The following is a 15,904-nucleotide window of genomic DNA, read 5'->3' as shown; positions in this document are numbered from 1 at the left end:
GGGGTCGCGCTTTCTTTGCAATTTCAGCTTTGGCCAAGAAGGCAGCGGGACCCCGGGTCAAGCCCGGGGTGACGGTGAATTCTATGGTCGTTTTTAGACTAGCGCCTTCGGCATCTGCTGGCTGGCGCAGTGGAAGCCGCCGCCGCCGGCCAGCACCGCGTCGCCCATCAGGCCGATCGTCGCGCGGGTCGGGAAGAGCTCGGCGATGGCCGCTACGCCCTCTTCATCGTGGGGGGAGCCGAAGATCGGCACGACCACGAGGTTCGTGGTGATCACGAAGTTCATGTAGCTGGCGGGCTGGATCATGTTGCCCCATTCGACGCGGCCCGGCGACGGGACTTCGACCACGTCCACGCCTGCTGCCTGTGCGCGGGCCTTGGCATCGGCGTAGATGGTGGCGTTGGGATCATCCGGGCCGGTGGCGCGGGGGAGCGCGAGGCGGTTCGGGCCGACGAAGCGGGCGAGATTGTCGACGTGACCGTCGGTGTGGTCGTTGATGAGGCCATCGCCCAGCCAGAGGACGCGGGTGTAGCCGAGGTCGCGGTTGAGGCGCAGTTCGAGGTCTTCGCGGGACAACTGCGGGTTGCGGTTGGGGTTCAATAGACACTGCTCGGTCGTGGCGACGAGGCCGGTGCCATCGCCATCGAGCGCGCCGCCTTCAAGAATCCAGTCGGCCTTCGAGGCTTCGAGGCCTGCAGAAGCCGCCAGATCGGCACCGATCTCCTGATCGCCCGGCATCAGGTACTTCTCGCCCCAGCCGTTGAAGCCAAACAGGCGGGCTTTGCGATTGGCGGCTTCATCGAGCACGACGAGCGGGCCAGTATCGCGCAGCCAGACGTCGCCATAAGTGCGGCGTTCCAGCTTCACGGCCGCTGAGACGAGCGACTTGGCGCGCATTTCGTTGGCGGCATCGCGCACGACGAGGCGGACTTCCTGCCCGCTGTCGGCCACGGCGCTGGCGAAGGCGGCAATCTGTTCCTGCGCCTGATCGATCACGCCCGACCATTCCTCGGCCAAGTGCGGGAAGCCGATCCACAGCCAGTCCTGGGGGTGCCATTCGGGGGGCATGCGGAACGGGGTGGTCATGGCTGGCTTGTCCGGAATCAAGGAATTGGCCCCGCGCCTTAGAGCAGAAGCTGCGCGTTTTCCATGGCGCTTGATCGGGGCGGTCAAGCGGGGCATGCGGGAGAGACGATGACCGATTTCCAAGGCGCCCTTGCCCGCGCGCGTGCGCACTCCCCGTTTTTGTCGATGGCGCTTGGCCGCTTGCCTGAGGTCGAGGCCTTGCTGGCGGCGGGGGATGTCGAAGGAGCGCTGGCTTTGGCCAAGGCTGCGGGGGACGGCATCGAGGATGCCGCCGTGGCGCTCAGGCGGGAGCGGATGGCGCTGGCGCTGGTGGTGGCGATCGGCGATCTGGCGGGGGCGTTCGGGCTTTCGCGGGTGGTGGGAGAGCTTTCGGACTTTGCCGACCGGTCGCTCGACACGGCGATAGCGGCGGCGATCCGGCGCCGGGTTCCTGATGCTGAAAGCACAGGTTTCTGCGCAATTGCGCTGGGCAAGCATGGCGCGCAGGAACTGAACTATTCGTCGGACATCGATCCGATCCTGCTTTACGATCCCGATGTCCTGCCGCGCCGCGAGCGTGACGATCCGGCAGAGGCGGCACAGCGCGTGGCGCGGTCGCTGATGGAGATCATGTCTTCGGTGACGGCCGAGGGCTATGTGTTCCGGGTGGACTTGCGGTTGCGGCCGGCGTCGGAGGTCAGTCCCCTCGCCCTGCCGTTCGAGGCGGCGATCACGCATTATGAATCCAGCGCGCTGGCGTGGGAGCGGGCGGCCTATATCCGGGCGCGGGCGGCCTCGGGCGACGTGGCGCGGGGGCAGGCTTTCCTCGATACGATACGACCGTTCGTGTGGCGGCGGAGCCTTGATTTCGGGGCGATTGCCGAGATCGGGCGGCTGACGACGCGGATTCGCGATCACTATTCGGCGGGGCAGGCAATCGGGCCGGGCTATGACCTGAAGCGCGGGCGCGGCGGCATTCGCGAGGTGGAGTTCTTCGCGCAGACGCACCAGTTGATCCACGGCGGGCGCAATCCGGCGCTGCGGCTGCGGGGCACGCGGGCGAGCCTCGATGCGCTGGCCGAAGCCGGGATCATCGGGGCCGAGGATGCGCGAGCCATGGGCGAGAGCTATGACCGGCTGCGGACGCTGGAGCACCGGCTGCAGATGGTGGCGGACCAGCAGACGCACTCGCTACCCAATGATGCGGCGGCGCTGGATGGCGTGGCGCGGCTCGATGGGCTTGCCGATGGCGCGGCGCTGGTGGCGGAACTGGCGGCGATTTCGGACACGGTGGGTAAGCGGTTCGATGCGCTGATCGAGACCTATGCGCCAACGGGTGCGGTGCAGGTCGAGGTGCCGGACCAGTCGGACCCGGTGGTCGATCGCTTTGCCGAGCGGGTGCAGGCATGGGAGGGCGGGCAATATCGCTGCCTGCGCTCGGCCGAGGCGCGCGAGGCGTTTGCGCGGATCCGGCCGCAACTGCTGCGGGCCTTGTGCGAGGCGCCGGACCCGGAGCGGGCGCTGCTCCGGTGGGAGCGGCTGCTGGAGGGATTGCCGAGTGCGATCAACGTGTTCCGCCTGCTGGAAGCGCGGCCCGGATTGCTCGCTGTTGTCATGCGCGTGCTGGCCCATGCGCCGACTTTGGCGGATGAGCTGGCGCGGCGGTCGGACCTGCTCGACATCCTGATCGACCGGTCTGCCTTTGATCTGCCGGGCAGCGTGGACGAGATTGCAGCGGAGCTTTCGCGCGGGGAAGCGGGGGATGATTACCAGCGCTTGCTCGATGCGGTGCGGCTGCGCGTGGGCGAGATGCGGTTTGCGCTGGGGGTGCAGCTGGTCGAGGGGCAGCGCGATCCGCTGGAGGTGGCAGCGGCGCTGAGCCGGGTGGCCGAGGCTTCGATCGAGGTGCTGGGGCGCGCGGCGATCGAGGAGTTTCGCGTCAATCACGGTGTGGTGCCGGAGAGCGACCTGGCGATTCTCGGGCTTGGGCGATTGGGCGGCGCGGCGCTGACGCACGCTTCGGACCTTGATCTGGTGTTCCTGTTCAGCGGGGATCACGCGAGCGAATCCGACGGGCGCAGGCCGCTGGGGGCGACGCTCTATTACAACCGGCTGGCGCAGCGGGTGATCGCCGCGCTTTCGGTGCCGACGGCGGCAGGTGCGCTTTACGAGGTGGACACGCGGTTGCGGCCTTCGGGGGCGCAGGGGCCGATCTCGGTGAGCCTCGACAGCTTCGAGAAGTATCAGTGCGAAGATGCCTGGACGTGGGAGCACATGGCGCTGTGCCGGGCGCGGGCGATGTTCGGGTCCGAAACCGACCGGGCAGCACTGGCGGCGATTATCGCGCGGGTGCTGGATCGCCCACGCGACCCGGAAAAGCTGCGCGCCGACGTGCTGGAGATGCGCGGGACCATGGCCGAGCACAAGCCAGCCAAGGGGCCACTCGACGTGAAGCTGGCGCGCGGCGGGTTGGTCGACATCGAGTTCATGGTCCACTTCCTGCAATTGCGCGATCATGTGGCGCAGACGCCCGATCTGGGCGCGGCGGTGCAGGCGCTCGAAGACCTGGGGCTGCTGCCGCAGGGTACGCGCCGGGCGCACGACCTGCTGGCGCGGCTGCTGGTGGTGGTACGGCTGGTTGCCCCTGATGGCATGTTCCCGCCCGAGGCCAGCCGGGGCATCGTCGCGCGCTCGTGCGGGCTGGACAGCTGGGATGCACTGCTGGACGCGGTGCTGGACGCACGGCATTGCGTTGCCCGCGGCTGGGCGCAGGTGTTCGATATTCAACTGGAGATTGCATGATGAGCGAGCGGATCGGAACGGGCGAGGCATTCCCCGACATCGCGATGACCACGCCCGATGGTGGCAGCGTGAAGGCTTCGGATTTCGCCGGGCGCAAGCTGGTCGTGTTCTTCTATCCCAAGGACGACACACCCGGCTGCACCACCGAGAACAAGGACTTTTCCGCGCTCCATGGCGAGTTCGAGGCGGCTGGCATTGCCGTGCTCGGCGTGAGCAAGGACCCGCCGAAGAAGCACGCCAAGTTTGCCGAGAAGCACGCGCTTGTCGCGCCGTTGGCCAGTGATGCCGAGGAAGGCGGAGTTTCCGATGCGCTGGGGATCTGGACCGAGAAGTCGATGTACGGGCGAACCTATATGGGGATGGAGCGCACGACCTATCTTGTTGGCGCAGATGGCAAGATTGCACAGGTGTGGAACAAGGTGAAGGTCAAGGGCCACGCCGAGGAAGTGCTGGCTGCGGCCAAGGCGCTCTGACCGGCGACACCGAGAATGAACGCACCTACCCTCGCCCGCGCGATCCGCGCGGTGATGCTGACGCCTGATCCGCGTGACAAGGTCATGGCGGCGCGCGACGTGGTGCGCCGCTGGCGTGCGGGCGAGCTGGCGATGGTGTTCGACGTGGCGATGCCGGACTATCCCGCCCGGCCGGACAGGCCGGAACTGCTGCCGCCAAATGCCATGCGCAAGCGCGGGCGCGGATCAGCGCATGGGCGGTTGGCCCTGCTCCATGCGCTGGCGCACATCGAGTTCGTGGCGATCGACCTGGCGCTGGATGCGGCGGGGCGCTTCGGTGCGCAGATGGGGCGGCAGTTCGTCGATGACTGGCTGTCTGTCGCAGCGGACGAGGCGATGCATTTCGCCCTGCTTTCCCGTCGCCTGCGCACGCTGGGCAGCTTCTACGGAGCGATGCCGGCGCATGACGGGTTGTGGGATGCCGCGCGCGAGACGGCGCATGATGTGGCGGCGCGGCTGGCGGTGGTGCCGATGGTGCTGGAAGCGCGCGCGCTGGATGTGACGCCGGCGACTGTCGAGCGGTTTCTGGCGGGGGGCGACGAGCGTTCCGCCCGCATCCTGCAAAGAATCGTTGACGACGAAATTCGCCATGTGCGGTTTGGCACAACACATTTCGGCGCAGTCTGCCAAATGAGGGGCGAATCCCCCGTGGACCTATGGAAAACCTTGGTTCAGCAGCACTTCCGCGGTGCCGTTAAGCCACCGTTCAACGACTCGGCGCGTCGATCAGCCGGTTTGTCGCGCGAAATGATGGCAGGGGTTGCCTGCCTGTAACCTGCCCCGCATACCCCAATTCACGAGATGGCGGGGGGTTCCGACCAACTCTGAAAAATCCCGGGCGACAGGCCGCACGTCTGTCTGTAGCCGCAAATCGGGTTCGCTCTGGGGGTTTCAGGGCTTGCTGCTTCACGGCGAAAATGCCGGGAGCGGAGAGCCGAAGAAAAGGTCGTACGGGTCGTAATGTTGTTCAACACCAACACCTTCAAGACTGTATTCAGCGCCCTGACGGCGGTTGTTGCATTCTCTTCCGCGCCGGCATTCGCAAACAGCGCCGCTTCCGCAGACATCGCCGCCCCGCTTCGCGCTGCCGAAGCTGCCAAGGCAGGCGTCTCGGCCGATCGTGGCGACGAAGAATTCCGCCGCCTCTTTGCCAGCTGGCAGCAGCTCGACAATGGTATCCTGCCTTCGTCGAAGCCCACCACCATCCGCAAGGCTTCGGTTTCGATCCCGTCGCTGGCTCCGGTGGCGATGACCCGCCTTTCGAGCGGCTACGGCATGCGTGAGCACCCGGTGCTCGGCGGCCGCCGCGCCCACAAGGGCATTGATCTTTCCGCACCGACCGGCACGCCGATCCGCGCCAGCGCTGATGGCGTCGTGGAAAAGGCCGAATGGTTCGGTGGCTACGGCCTGTTCGTCGGTCTTGACCACGGCGGCGGCATGGAAACCCGTTACGGCCACATGTCGCGCGTGGCGGTTGCCGAAGGGCAGCAGGTCCGCAAGGGCGACATCATCGGTTACGTCGGTTCGACCGGCCGTTCGACTGGTCCCCACCTCCACTATGAAGTCCGCGTTTCGGGCGAAGCTGTGAACCCGCTGCCCTACATGCAGGGCAAGGGCGACGCGCTTTACGCTGCGAACGACAAGACCGCTGGCCGCGGCGGTCCTGAGGAATAAGGGACAGGGCCACAAGGCCCGTTCCTTCACGACGCATCTTGGAGAGGATGCGGAAAAGGGCGCCGGTGACGGCGCCCTTTTCTGTTGGGGGCTGAGAGTTCGCCGTGTGGCGAATGACGACCCCGTTTTTGGTTCGCCTGACGGCGAATGCCCAGCGCGTCTTTGGTTCGCCTGACGGCGAATGCCCACGCCCAACCCCTCCCGCTTGCGGGAGGGGAGTCTGGAGATGGCCCCTCCCGCCCGTGGGAGGGGGGTTCTACGACCTCATGAATCGGGCAGCAGGGTCGCCAGCGCTCGGGCGACGTTGCCGATGGTGTAGGGCTTCTGCACCACGGGCCGGGCGCGGTGGACATCGGGGAACTTGGCCTGTTCGCCATAGCCCGTCGCAAACATGAAGGGCACTTCACGTTCGTGCAGGACATCGGCAATCGGAAAGCTGGTGCCGATGCCAAGGTTGATGTCGAGCATGGCAATGGTGGGCGTGGCCACATCGATCAGATCGAGCGCGGCATCTACCGATCCGGCAGTGACCACTGAATCCGCGCCGAGGCGAGACAGAATATCCTCAGCGTCCAGTGCAATGATCAGGCTGTCCTCCACCAGCAGCACGCGCTGGCCGGCTAGCAGGTGCTGCGGCGGTTCCTCGATGTGGCCGGGACCGGTCTTGGGGAAATGGATCTCGCGCGCCTTGCCTGATGCTTCAGCGACATGGCGCTTCGGGATCGTCAGGTCGGCCTCGAAGCCGGACTCGAGGAAGCGCACGACCGCTTCGCCGCCAAGGTCATAGGGCACCGAGCGCTGGATGATCGTGGTGCCGAAGCCCTGCCGCTGCGGTTCGCGCACCGGCGGTCCGCCCACCTCGCGCCACGTGACGAGAAGATCGCCCTTGGCAGCCTGGGTCCAGTCAATGAGAACATGGCCATCGGGGACCGAAAGGCTGCCGTACTTGCTCGAATTGGTGACGAGTTCGTGGAGGACCAGCGCCATCGTCGAATAGGCGAGAGGGTTGAGCATAACCGGCTCACCCGAGCTGCGGATGCGCTTGCTGTCGACCATGAAGGTCGCCGCCTCGGCGTCGATGAGGGATTGCAGTGGCGCTGGACCCCAGTGGTCCTCGGTGATCTGGTTGTGCGCGCGGGCCAATGCGTGGATGCGGCCGTCGATCAGCTTGACGAAGCCCGCCAGCGCCGGGTCGCTGGCCTGCGACTGGCGGATGAGGCCGCGGATCAGGCCGAGGATGTTGCGCACGCGGTGGTTGAGCTCGGCGATCAGCAGTTCCTGCCGGTCGCTCGCCTGCTGGCGTTCGGCGGAGGCCTCGTCGGACAAGCGCAGCACGACCTCGATCAGCGTGGCGCGCAGCGTTTCGGCAACGCGCAGTTCGGATGAAGTGAACGGTTCGGACTTGCCGCGAACCAGCTCCTTCCACTCGGCAAAGCTTTCGCGGGGGGAGAGACGCGGACCGTTGGGGCCGTACTCCACCGGCTTGTGCGGATCGCCCGCCCAGCGGACCGAACGCACCATCTCCGACCGGAACAGCACGACGTAATCGCGTGGCGATCGGGAGATGGGGATGGCAAGCAGGCCGGCGACCTTGTCGGAGAAGCGATAGGTATCGGGGATCAGCGAGCCGATATGGTCGGTTGCGTAGACCTTGCCGGCGGCGGTGGTGTTGAGCGCGCGGATGATGCGGCGGAAGTCCTCGGTGGGCGGGCACTGGCCGGAAAAGGCGTAACCGCCCGAAAGCCAGACGCCAACGCCATCCGCCGCTATTGCATGCGTCAGGATGTCGGCCAGCCAGTCGGGATCGCGCAGCAGGCTTTCATCCGAGGCGACGGCGCCGAGCAGCTGGTCGGAAATGTCGCGGGCGCGGCGTTCGAACTCCATGGTCGCCTGCCGCTCGCGGCTTTCGAGGCGCATGCAGAACATCTGGGCGAACAGCTCGGCAACGGCGCGGCGTTCGAAGTTGGGATTGTTGGGCGAATAGTGGTGGCAGGCGAACAGGCCCCACAGCTTGCCATCGACGATGATCGAGATCGAGAGCGAGGCGTCGACGCCCATGTTCTTGAGGTATTCGATGTGGATCGGCGAGACCGAGCGCAGCAGCGAGAGCGACATGTCGAGCGGGGCGCCGGTCTCGTCCAGCGCGGGAAGCACCGGGACGGGCGTGGCATGGACGTCACCAATCACGCGCAGCATGTTGCGCAGGTAAAGCTGGCGGGCCTGGGCCGGAATGTCGCTGGCGGGGTAATGCAGGCCGAGGAATTGCCCGATGCCGGGGCGGCAGGCTTCGGCCACGACTTCGCCCGATCCGTCGGCGGCAAAGCGATAGACCATGACGCGATCGAACTGGATCAGCGCGCGGATCTGGCGCGCGCCTTCGCGGTAGAACGCGGTCATGTTCTTGCACTGGTCAAGCCGCGCAAACATCGAGCGGACCATGCCGGTGACATCGCCAAGACTCCCGCGCGAGGGTTCGGCCTCGATGACGATCTGGCTGCCGCTGTAGTGGACCGCGACGTCGAAGTTGCCCCTGCCAGCGACGAGCGGGACATCGAACATGCGTTCGACCGCGTCGTCATTGCGGAGCATGGTGGTGCGGTTGCGCAGGTCGTGCACGGCCTGCGGCAGGAACACCTCGTCAAGCGAGCGTCCGTAGACGTCGGCAAGCTCGTGGCCGATGAATTCGTGAAGGTTCGCCGAGGCGCGGGCGATCATCCAATCGGCGGTCAACGCTATCAGGAAGCCGCTGGGCTGGATGGTGCCGATGATGTGGATCGGTTCGCGATCGCAGTTGGTCAGGTCGACCGCGTAGTCAGTGCTCAAGGACGCGAACTCCAGCTTGCACACGAGCGGCTGCTTCGAAAAGGGCGAAGGCCGCACGCGCGGCGGCAAGGGCCGCGGCCTGGCAGGCAGGCGCGACGAGTTCGTGGTCGATCAGGGCGACGAGCGAGCGCCAGCGTGACGAATCCGCGTCTGACAGGAACCGGCGGGGGAGATGCGCGGGTACGCGCCGGGCGAGCATCGCTCCGCCGAGGCGCGAACCTTCGACCACATAGAGCGCGCCGAGCATTTCGGCCGTGGAGTGAAACCCGGGCGACTCGAGCAGTCCGGGGGCGCCGAGGCCGAGGTCTGCGAGGTCGGCAAGGATGCGGCTTGCGCGTTGGCGGTGCGACCAGTCGCACACGATGTTCTCGATGCCTGCACCGGTGAGCGCGGCTTCAAGCGGGAGCAAGGCGGAAGCCTGGGCCAGCAGGAATTCGCGGTAATCGGCAGGATCGCCAAGGTCGAGCCGGGCGAAGGCGGCGTCGACGCGATCGTGGTCCGTCCGGGTGCGTTCGCGAAGGAGCATGCGGGCCGACTGGCCAGAGGTATCAGAATTCGACAACGGCCACCGACCAGACATAACGTACGTTAACGTTTGCCAACGCGCTACCGCGCTGATGGGTTCCTGCCGCAGATGGCTTTTTCGCCGGAAGGCATCGAATCCCCGCCCTGCTGATGGGCCAAGACCATGAAATCCCGCCACAAAGGGCATACGTCATTCGACGCGTATACCTCTGCCACTGACGCTCCATAGTGCTGCCCGGAAGCGGGGCTTTTTCCCGCCGCATGGCATGCAGATCGAGGGTCGGCAGATGGCAGGTGTTCAGGTTGGCAATCGCATCATCGGCGCGGACGCGCCAGTGACAGTCGGTTGGGAGAACGTGCCCAAGGTTGAAGGCGGGGCATTCAAGCGGGCGTTCTTCACCTGGTTCCAGCCGGTCACCTTCTTCGGCTTCCTGCTGTTCTGGTACTATGCGCCCAACGAGTGGGCCGTGGCATCCACCGGCATTGCCATCGGCATCGGCTTCAAGGTGCTGCTCCTGGCGCTGGAATGGGTCAACCCGCGCTTCCGCTCGTGGCAGCTGACGTGGAAGGAGCTGGTAACCGACCTGTTCTATGTCGGCCTTGGCTACACCGTGCTGCGCATCGTCGACCAGTTCATCGGCTCGGACGCGGTGATCGGCATGCTGCAGACCAATTTTGACTTCGGCAAGGTGGCATGGTTCACCGGGCTGCCGCTGCTGCTCCAGGCATTCCTGATCTCGTTCGTGTTCGACTTCGGCCAGTACTGGATGCATCGCGGCATGCACAACTGGTACCCGCTGTGGCTGACCCATGCACCGCACCACTTCATCACCCAGCTCAACATCAACAAGGGCGCGGTGGGCAATCCGGTGGAGCTGTTCCTGATCGGGCTTGGCATCGGCGGCTTCTTCGACTTCCTGCCGCGCGCCTTCCTGATCGCGGGAACGTTCGGCCTCGCCGTGAGCACCTACCAGCACATCAACGTGCGCTTCAACACGCCCCGCTGGTGGCGCTTCCTGTTCAACACGACAGAGCATCACAGCGTCCACCACTCGCTCGACTATGAAGCGACGCGCAGCAACTATTCGGGCACGTGGATCATCATCGACCGGATGTTCGGCACTTGCGTCGATGGCGAGGCAGAAGTGCTGGGCATGGAAGGCGGACGCCGCATGCCGATCCGCGAGGTGATGCACTATCCGTTCAGCGAGGCATGGAAGACGCTGCGGGCCAAGTTCGGTGGTGGCATTGGTGGCGCGCATACAGCGGTTCCGGCGGAATGAGCGGTCTGGCTGCGACATCGCCCTGGACGCAACCGATGACGCCCGAGAAGCCGCGTTCCGCCAAGCGTCTGATCGACTGGATCTGGACGGTGCGCGATGAAGTGCCGGTGCCCGAGGGGCTCGGCGCGGACGAGGCGATGGCGCGGATTGCCCCTGCGTTCGCCGCCGATGGCTACAGCGTGCAGCCGCTGGGCGAAGGGCTGGCCTATGCCAACCCCTCCCCCGCCGCGCAGGATACTCTTTCCACGTTCGAGAAGGGCGCGCTGCGGGTGGAAGACACGGCGACGGGCCGAGTCGTGCGCTATCGCCTGACCAGCCGCTTCATGCTGTTCTGCTTCCTGCTGCCCTTCGTGTTCATCGGCTTCGGGCAGCTGACGCTTGCCGTCGGCGCCTACCAGAAGGCGCAGGCCGAGGCCAAGGAGAAGGCCGCGGGCGCGAAGAAGGACGACAAGAAGAAGGACGAGCCGGTCCTGACCCTGCACCCGATCGACAAGTTCCTCGGCGCACCCGCTCCGGAAAAGCCCAAGGACGGCGACGCCAAATCCCGCAAGCGCAAGCCTTCGGCGACGGCGGCCTATGTCTTCGCGGGGATCTTTGCGTTCTTGTATCTGGTCGGGCGGTTTCTCGAACCGTGGCTGGTGCGGCGGATGTTTCGGCGGAGGCTGGCGGGGGAGGTATAGGGGGGCTGGTCTCGGTTAGCTTGGGCGAGAATAGCTTCCATAACCGCACCATTACCGTCACCCCGGGCTTGGCCCGGGGTCCCGCTTTCGTTCTGTTCGCACCATGGACAGGGAAAGGCTCGGCGGCTGGGTCTACATCATGGCCGACCGTTACCGAGGCGCGATGTACGTCGGCGTGACCTCGCACCTTGCCGCGCGCATCCATCAGCACCGCAACGATGGAGGGTCGGACTTCTGCGCTCGGTACGGCTTGAAATGGCTGGTCTGGGCGGAGCGCGGTGACCGTATCGAAGACTGCATCGCGCATGAGAAGCGTCTGAAGCGCTGGCGCAGAGAGTACAAGTTCGACCTGATCGAGCGCGGCAATCCTGACTGGCTGGATCTTTACGACGTGATCGTCGGATAGCTTGCGCGAGGAAAGCGGGACCCCGTGTCAAGCCCGGGGTGACGGGAAAGGGAGGGAGCGCCAAAGTCCGCACGGTGCGCCTGAGCCAATGGCCGTTTCTGAGGACCGGCAGTAGTGGCTGAAACGGCCGCTTTCGGATGGTTAGCTGCCGCTTGCCTTGCTTGGAATGCCAAATATTTCTTCGCACCAGATCATAGTTGGATCACGGAGCCAAGCCGTGTTTGCTGGCGTCTCGAACTGGGCAAGCTGCTTCATGTCGACGCCATATCTGCGGCAAAATCCGATAATCTCCCACATATCATCATCCGTTGGCGCGCGATCGAGCACAATGAATAAATCTCTGACTTCTCCATAATAATCAGCAACGAAGGTCATCCGATCGAGCCACTCGAAAAAGGCTCTTTCATCAGCATCGTGGTAATAAAGGATGTCAGTGGCAATGATCTGGGGAGGTTTGGACATCCAGATTTTATGTCAGTGCAGAGGACGGTATGCAACGACGGCAAAGGCGTCGCAAGCGGAATGACGGTTTCCGGTCCAGCAGCTCTCAATAGCCGCCGTGTGACCAAGCACGCTGCGCCCTAACCCTTCACCCACCGCGCGGCGAAGAAGCCGTCGATGCCGCCTTGTTCTCCCAGCATACCGGGATCAGAGCGGAAGTGGCCGTTGGTCGGGGCCAAGCCCTCGGGCAGTTCCACCTCGGTGACCGGCGCGGGGGTCAGCTTGTCGAAGGCCAGCGCCTGCAACTCGCCTTCCTCGCGCTCCAGCGAGCAGACCGCGTAGACCAGCGTGCCACCGGGGGCGAGCCAGGTGGCGGCGCGGTCGAGCATGGCGGATTGCAGGGCGGTCAGTTCGGCGAGGTTGGCGTGGCGGTGCAGGACGTCGGGGTGGCGGCGGCAGGTGCCGGTGGCGCTGCAGGGGGCGTCGAGCAGGATGGCGTCGAAGGGGTGTTCGGGTTGCCAGTTCAGGGCATCCGCCACCACCACTTGCGCGGTGAGTCCGCTGCGCTTGAGGTTTTCGGCGAGGCGTTCGGTGCGGCGGGCGGACTTGTCGAGCGCGGTGACCTCCCAACCGGCGGCGGCGAGTTGGAGAGTCTTGCCGCCCGGCGCGGCGCAAAGGTCGAGGGCGCGGCGGCCCTGCCCTTCGCCCATCAGGCGCGCGGGCACGCTGGCGGCGAGGTCCTGCACCCACCATGCGCCTTCACGGAAGCCTTCGAGCGCTTCGACGGAACCAGCGCGGGCGAGGCGGACGTGGCCGGGGGCGAGCGACTGGCCGCCGAGGCGTTCGGCCCAGTGCACGGTCTGGGCGGGATCCCGCAAGCTGAGGTCGAGCGGGGGCGGTTCGGCAAGGCCTTGGGCGATGGCGCCGATACGGTTGGGCCATGCGAGTTGCCAGCGCGCGGCGGCGGCGGGCGGAAGCGTGGGCGCTTCGGGCAGCGTTGCGCCGCTCTTGGTGACAGCGGAGAACACGCCGTGCGCCAGCCGTCGCGGGCCGCCCACAAGCAGCGGCAACCCGGTGGCGACAATGGCGTGGCCGGGCAGGTTCAGGCGCAGGGCTTGCGCGAGCATCAGGCGCAGGACCGAGCGGACCTTGGCATCCTCGGGCAGGGGCTGCTTCGTCGCGCCATCGATCAGGGCATCGAGATCGGCCATCCAGCGCAGCGATTCCTGCGCGATGGCGAGCGCCAGCGCGCGGTCGTCGGCGCGTTCGATCGCGCGCAGGATCGGCGGCGCGGCCTGATCGAGCGGATCGCCCCGATTGAGCACGGCATCGAGCATGCGCAGCGCGGCGCGGCGGGCGGGAACGCCGGGGACTTCATCGGCAGGAGTGGAACGGGCCATAAGCCGCAGCCTATCGGCGCTTGTGCCCCAATATGCAATTGCAGTTCGGTGCGCGAAGCCCCATCTGCAGAGGCATGGAAAAGCCCACTCCTCGTGCGACGCAGCGCCCCGCGGACTTCACCCCGCCCGCGCACTGGACCAACGACCCCGCCCCTGCCCCCAAGGCTATTGAGCGCGGCGACGATCCCGATGGCCTTGATCCCACACGCTTCGGCGACTGGGAAAAGAACGGGATCGCGATTGATTTCTGAGCCTGCGGACGTAGCTTGCGCCTGCATTGCAGCCGAGTGGCGATACGATTAATCTCGCCCCATGGGGCTTTTCGATCTTTTCCGGCGTAAGCGGCCTCCGGCACCTAGCCAGAGCCGCATCGACTATCTGTTGACGGTGAAGCACGACCAGCTGGAGGCGCCCAAAGACGCTTTTGGCGGCGTCAACTTTCTGGCGTTCGTCGAGCAGCAGCTTGTCGATGGGCCGTTGCATCTGGCTCTGTGGAACCTTGGTAGTCAGGTTAAGGACTGCTTCCAGCTCGCCAATCTCTACTGGGGTCAAGGGGATCTGGACCGGGCCGAGAGCTACATGCGCCAATCGCTGGAACGGCACCGGCGGCTGTTGCGGGCAATGGCCGAGCATGGCCAACCGGCAAGGGCCTATGACGGCATCGAAAATGCCAAGGCGGCGGCCTGTCTGCTGGAGAGCACGGACGAAGTCTTTTCCACCGAGGGCGGAAAAGAGCACTGCTACGAGCCGTGGTTCATCAACACCTTGCTAGACCGCTGTCTTGACGATGCGCCGTTTGACATGGGGGCATGGAGTGCGGCTTGCGATGCATGGACCCGCAAGCGGCACCCGCGATACCGGCTGGAGGAGTTCGGGTTTTACGTGAAGGCACTGACCGGCGGGTTTGCCTCGACAGCGAAGATGTTCACGGCGCACGAGGCGATGTTCACCGGACGGGCGAAGCGCTCGCCCGATGCCGACTTTCTGGCGGGCTATCGTGACAACGACCTGATCATCGACTTCATCTTCGCCGCCGTGCTGAAGCGGATCGGGTGGGAGGGAACGTATCGGCATAGCTGGCCTGCGACCGACGTGGTGGGTTCTCCAGCGCGCACGACGCGGGAGCCGGATCGCTATCTCGATGTCAATGCGGCGCCCGTGCCGCAGCCCGATGCGCAAAGCGGTGTGATTGCCGACGCCGCCGAGGCGCGCAGGTTCATCGATTCAACTTTGGCGGGCATGCCGCAGTTTGAGGACTATCCCACGGATGCCCGCCGTCCGGCGAAAGCGCGTAGCAAGGTTTCCGGCGAGTTGGCCGCGCTCGGATGGAGCAATGACCCGGCATCGCTGGATCTCATGCGCGCCTACCGGATGGACTGCATTCCCAATGGCAGCACCCACATCTCCCTGTGCGACCCGCTGCCCGGTTCGGCGACCACATTGAAGGGCTGGACGGAGTTGCTGGTCGGCGAGTTCGACCTGCATCCGAATTTCATTGCCATTGCCGGGAGCGAGGACCGGTCGGACTATGCCGACCCGCAAGGGCGTTGGTACGTCTACTGGAAGCAGGACAAGCGGATTTATGCAGTCGAGCGAGACGATTGGGACAGACCCGAGATCGCGACGCAGGATGCGCGCATCGGGCTGACGTGCTGGCCTTCATACTGCAGTTTCGTGGCATGGTGGATCGCCGAGCACCTGCGCGCGACAGCGTAATTACCCGCCATGCCGGTCGAGCGGTCAGCCCTGCTCGTCCCCCTTGCATTCGCCCTTGTGCTTTGAGGTGAGGGCCATCTGCATGACCATCTGCTTGCCGTTGGGGGCAGTGCCGTTCATGTCCATGGTCATATCGTAGGTATCGGGGCTGTAGGTTCCGGCGAGAGTCATCTTCGCCATGTTGCCGGCGTCCTCACCGGTGCCCTTGCAGGTCATGGTAGCGTCGATCTTGCCGCCGCCCATGGTGAAGGTGTCGTACTTGCAGTCTTCGCCCTGCTGGCCGAAGAACTTGCCATCGGGCTTTTCGGCCTCTTCCTTGGTCAGGCACGAGGCGAAGGTCCTGGTTTCCCCAAGCATCTTCTGCATCGCCGCCTTGGCCTCGGGCGGCATGCCTTCCACATCGAACTTCTTGAACTGCATGGTCAATTCCCAGCGGCCGGGATTGAGCTTCATCCCCGCATCGGCGACCGACTTGGCGACTTCGGCCGTGCTGGCGTTCTTCTTGTCGACGGTGCCGCCATCGTTGCAGGCAGCGAGCAGGGCCAGCGGGATCAGGGCAATTGCAGCGCGCATCGGG

Annotated in this window: 15 protein-coding genes; 9 read left to right on the top strand and 6 right to left on the bottom strand. The window is 65.5% G+C overall.

What is annotated here, in order from left to right; all coding sequences use genetic code 11:
• Positions 1-93: 93 nt before the first annotated feature.
• Positions 94-1,086, bottom strand: a complete 993-nt coding sequence (locus ACZ1JY_RS13590; protein WP_465129648.1) for an agmatine deiminase family protein — start codon at positions 1,084-1,086, stop codon at positions 94-96.
• Between the two features lie 108 nt (positions 1,087-1,194).
• On the opposite strand from ACZ1JY_RS13590, the gene ACZ1JY_RS13585 reads away from it, so the two are divergent.
• The 4 genes from ACZ1JY_RS13585 (at position 1,195) to ACZ1JY_RS13570 (ending at position 6,053) form a co-directional block, all read left to right on the top strand.
• Positions 1,195-3,867, top strand: a complete 2,673-nt coding sequence (locus tag ACZ1JY_RS13585) for a bifunctional [glutamine synthetase] adenylyltransferase/[glutamine synthetase]-adenylyl-L-tyrosine phosphorylase (RefSeq protein WP_465129647.1) — start codon at positions 1,195-1,197, stop codon at positions 3,865-3,867.
• Positions 3,867-4,340 (top strand): peroxiredoxin, encoded by a 474-nt coding sequence (locus ACZ1JY_RS13580; protein WP_465129646.1) that lies wholly within the window; start codon positions 3,867-3,869, stop codon positions 4,338-4,340. The genes ACZ1JY_RS13585 and ACZ1JY_RS13580 overlap by 1 nt, the downstream gene beginning before the upstream one ends.
• 15 nt (positions 4,341-4,355) lie before the next feature.
• Positions 4,356-5,153, top strand: coding sequence for a ferritin-like domain-containing protein (locus ACZ1JY_RS13575; protein ID WP_465129645.1), 798 nt, complete (start codon positions 4,356-4,358; stop codon positions 5,151-5,153).
• A gap of 186 nt (positions 5,154-5,339) precedes the next feature.
• Complete coding sequence (locus ACZ1JY_RS13570) at positions 5,340-6,053, top strand: M23 family metallopeptidase (RefSeq protein WP_118072406.1); 714 nt, start codon at positions 5,340-5,342, stop codon at positions 6,051-6,053.
• Positions 6,054-6,317: 264 nt separating this feature from the next.
• Here ACZ1JY_RS13570 and ACZ1JY_RS13565 read toward each other — a convergent pair whose 3' ends face one another.
• Entirely contained in the window at positions 6,318-8,876 is a 2,559-nt protein-coding gene (locus ACZ1JY_RS13565) for an HWE histidine kinase domain-containing protein (protein WP_465129644.1), read from the bottom strand.
• A complete protein-coding gene (locus tag ACZ1JY_RS13560) occupies positions 8,866-9,402 on the bottom strand; it encodes a biliverdin-producing heme oxygenase (RefSeq protein ID WP_465129643.1) in 537 nt (178 codons plus the stop codon). The genes ACZ1JY_RS13565 and ACZ1JY_RS13560 overlap by 11 nt, the downstream gene beginning before the upstream one ends.
• A 286-nt stretch (positions 9,403-9,688) precedes the next feature.
• Between ACZ1JY_RS13560 and ACZ1JY_RS13555 the strand changes: the two genes are divergently transcribed.
• The 3 genes from ACZ1JY_RS13555 (at position 9,689) to ACZ1JY_RS13545 (ending at position 11,770) form a co-directional block, all read left to right on the top strand.
• Positions 9,689-10,684, top strand: coding sequence for a sterol desaturase family protein (locus tag ACZ1JY_RS13555; protein ID WP_465130919.1), 996 nt, complete (start codon positions 9,689-9,691; stop codon positions 10,682-10,684).
• Entirely contained in the window at positions 10,681-11,364 is a 684-nt protein-coding gene (locus tag ACZ1JY_RS13550) for a hypothetical protein (RefSeq protein WP_465129642.1), read from the top strand. Before ACZ1JY_RS13555 ends, ACZ1JY_RS13550 begins: the two co-directional genes overlap by 4 nt.
• A gap of 103 nt (positions 11,365-11,467) precedes the next feature.
• A complete protein-coding gene (locus ACZ1JY_RS13545; protein WP_465129641.1) occupies positions 11,468-11,770 on the top strand; it encodes a GIY-YIG nuclease family protein in 303 nt (100 codons plus the stop codon).
• Positions 11,771-11,911: 141 nt separating this feature from the next.
• On the opposite strand, the gene ACZ1JY_RS13540 is transcribed toward ACZ1JY_RS13545, so the two are convergent.
• Together ACZ1JY_RS13540 and ACZ1JY_RS13535 are read right to left on the bottom strand one after the other, a co-directional pair.
• Positions 11,912-12,232: a hypothetical protein gene (locus ACZ1JY_RS13540; RefSeq protein ID WP_465129640.1), complete on the bottom strand. Its 321-nt coding sequence runs from the start codon at positions 12,230-12,232 to the stop codon at positions 11,912-11,914.
• Between the two features lie 119 nt (positions 12,233-12,351).
• On the bottom strand, positions 12,352-13,611 hold the full coding sequence (locus ACZ1JY_RS13535) for an RsmB/NOP family class I SAM-dependent RNA methyltransferase (protein WP_465129639.1): 1,260 nt from the start codon (positions 13,609-13,611) through the stop codon (positions 12,352-12,354).
• Positions 13,612-13,685: 74 nt separating this feature from the next.
• Here ACZ1JY_RS13535 and ACZ1JY_RS13530 point away from each other — a divergent pair, with 74 nt between their 5' ends.
• Both ACZ1JY_RS13530 and ACZ1JY_RS13525 read left to right on the top strand, forming a co-directional pair.
• Positions 13,686-13,862 carry a DUF1674 domain-containing protein gene (locus ACZ1JY_RS13530; protein ID WP_168902971.1) on the top strand — a complete coding sequence of 59 codons (177 nt, stop codon included), beginning with the start codon at positions 13,686-13,688 and terminating at the stop codon, positions 13,860-13,862.
• A gap of 61 nt (positions 13,863-13,923) precedes the next feature.
• Positions 13,924-15,327: a tetratricopeptide repeat protein gene (locus ACZ1JY_RS13525; RefSeq protein WP_168902972.1), complete on the top strand. Its 1,404-nt coding sequence runs from the start codon at positions 13,924-13,926 to the stop codon at positions 15,325-15,327.
• 24 nt (positions 15,328-15,351) lie between these two features.
• Here the strand turns inward: ACZ1JY_RS13525 and ACZ1JY_RS13520 are convergent, their stop codons facing one another.
• Positions 15,352-15,900, bottom strand: coding sequence for a DUF3617 domain-containing protein (locus ACZ1JY_RS13520; protein WP_465129638.1), 549 nt, complete (start codon positions 15,898-15,900; stop codon positions 15,352-15,354).
• Positions 15,901-15,904: the final 4 nt, after the last annotated feature.

This window comes from Novosphingobium sp. BL-A-41-Hi4B-X5A (assembly GCF_055521705.1).
Note: the sequence above shows the minus strand (reverse complement) of the source record. Positions and strands in the feature narration are given on the sequence as shown.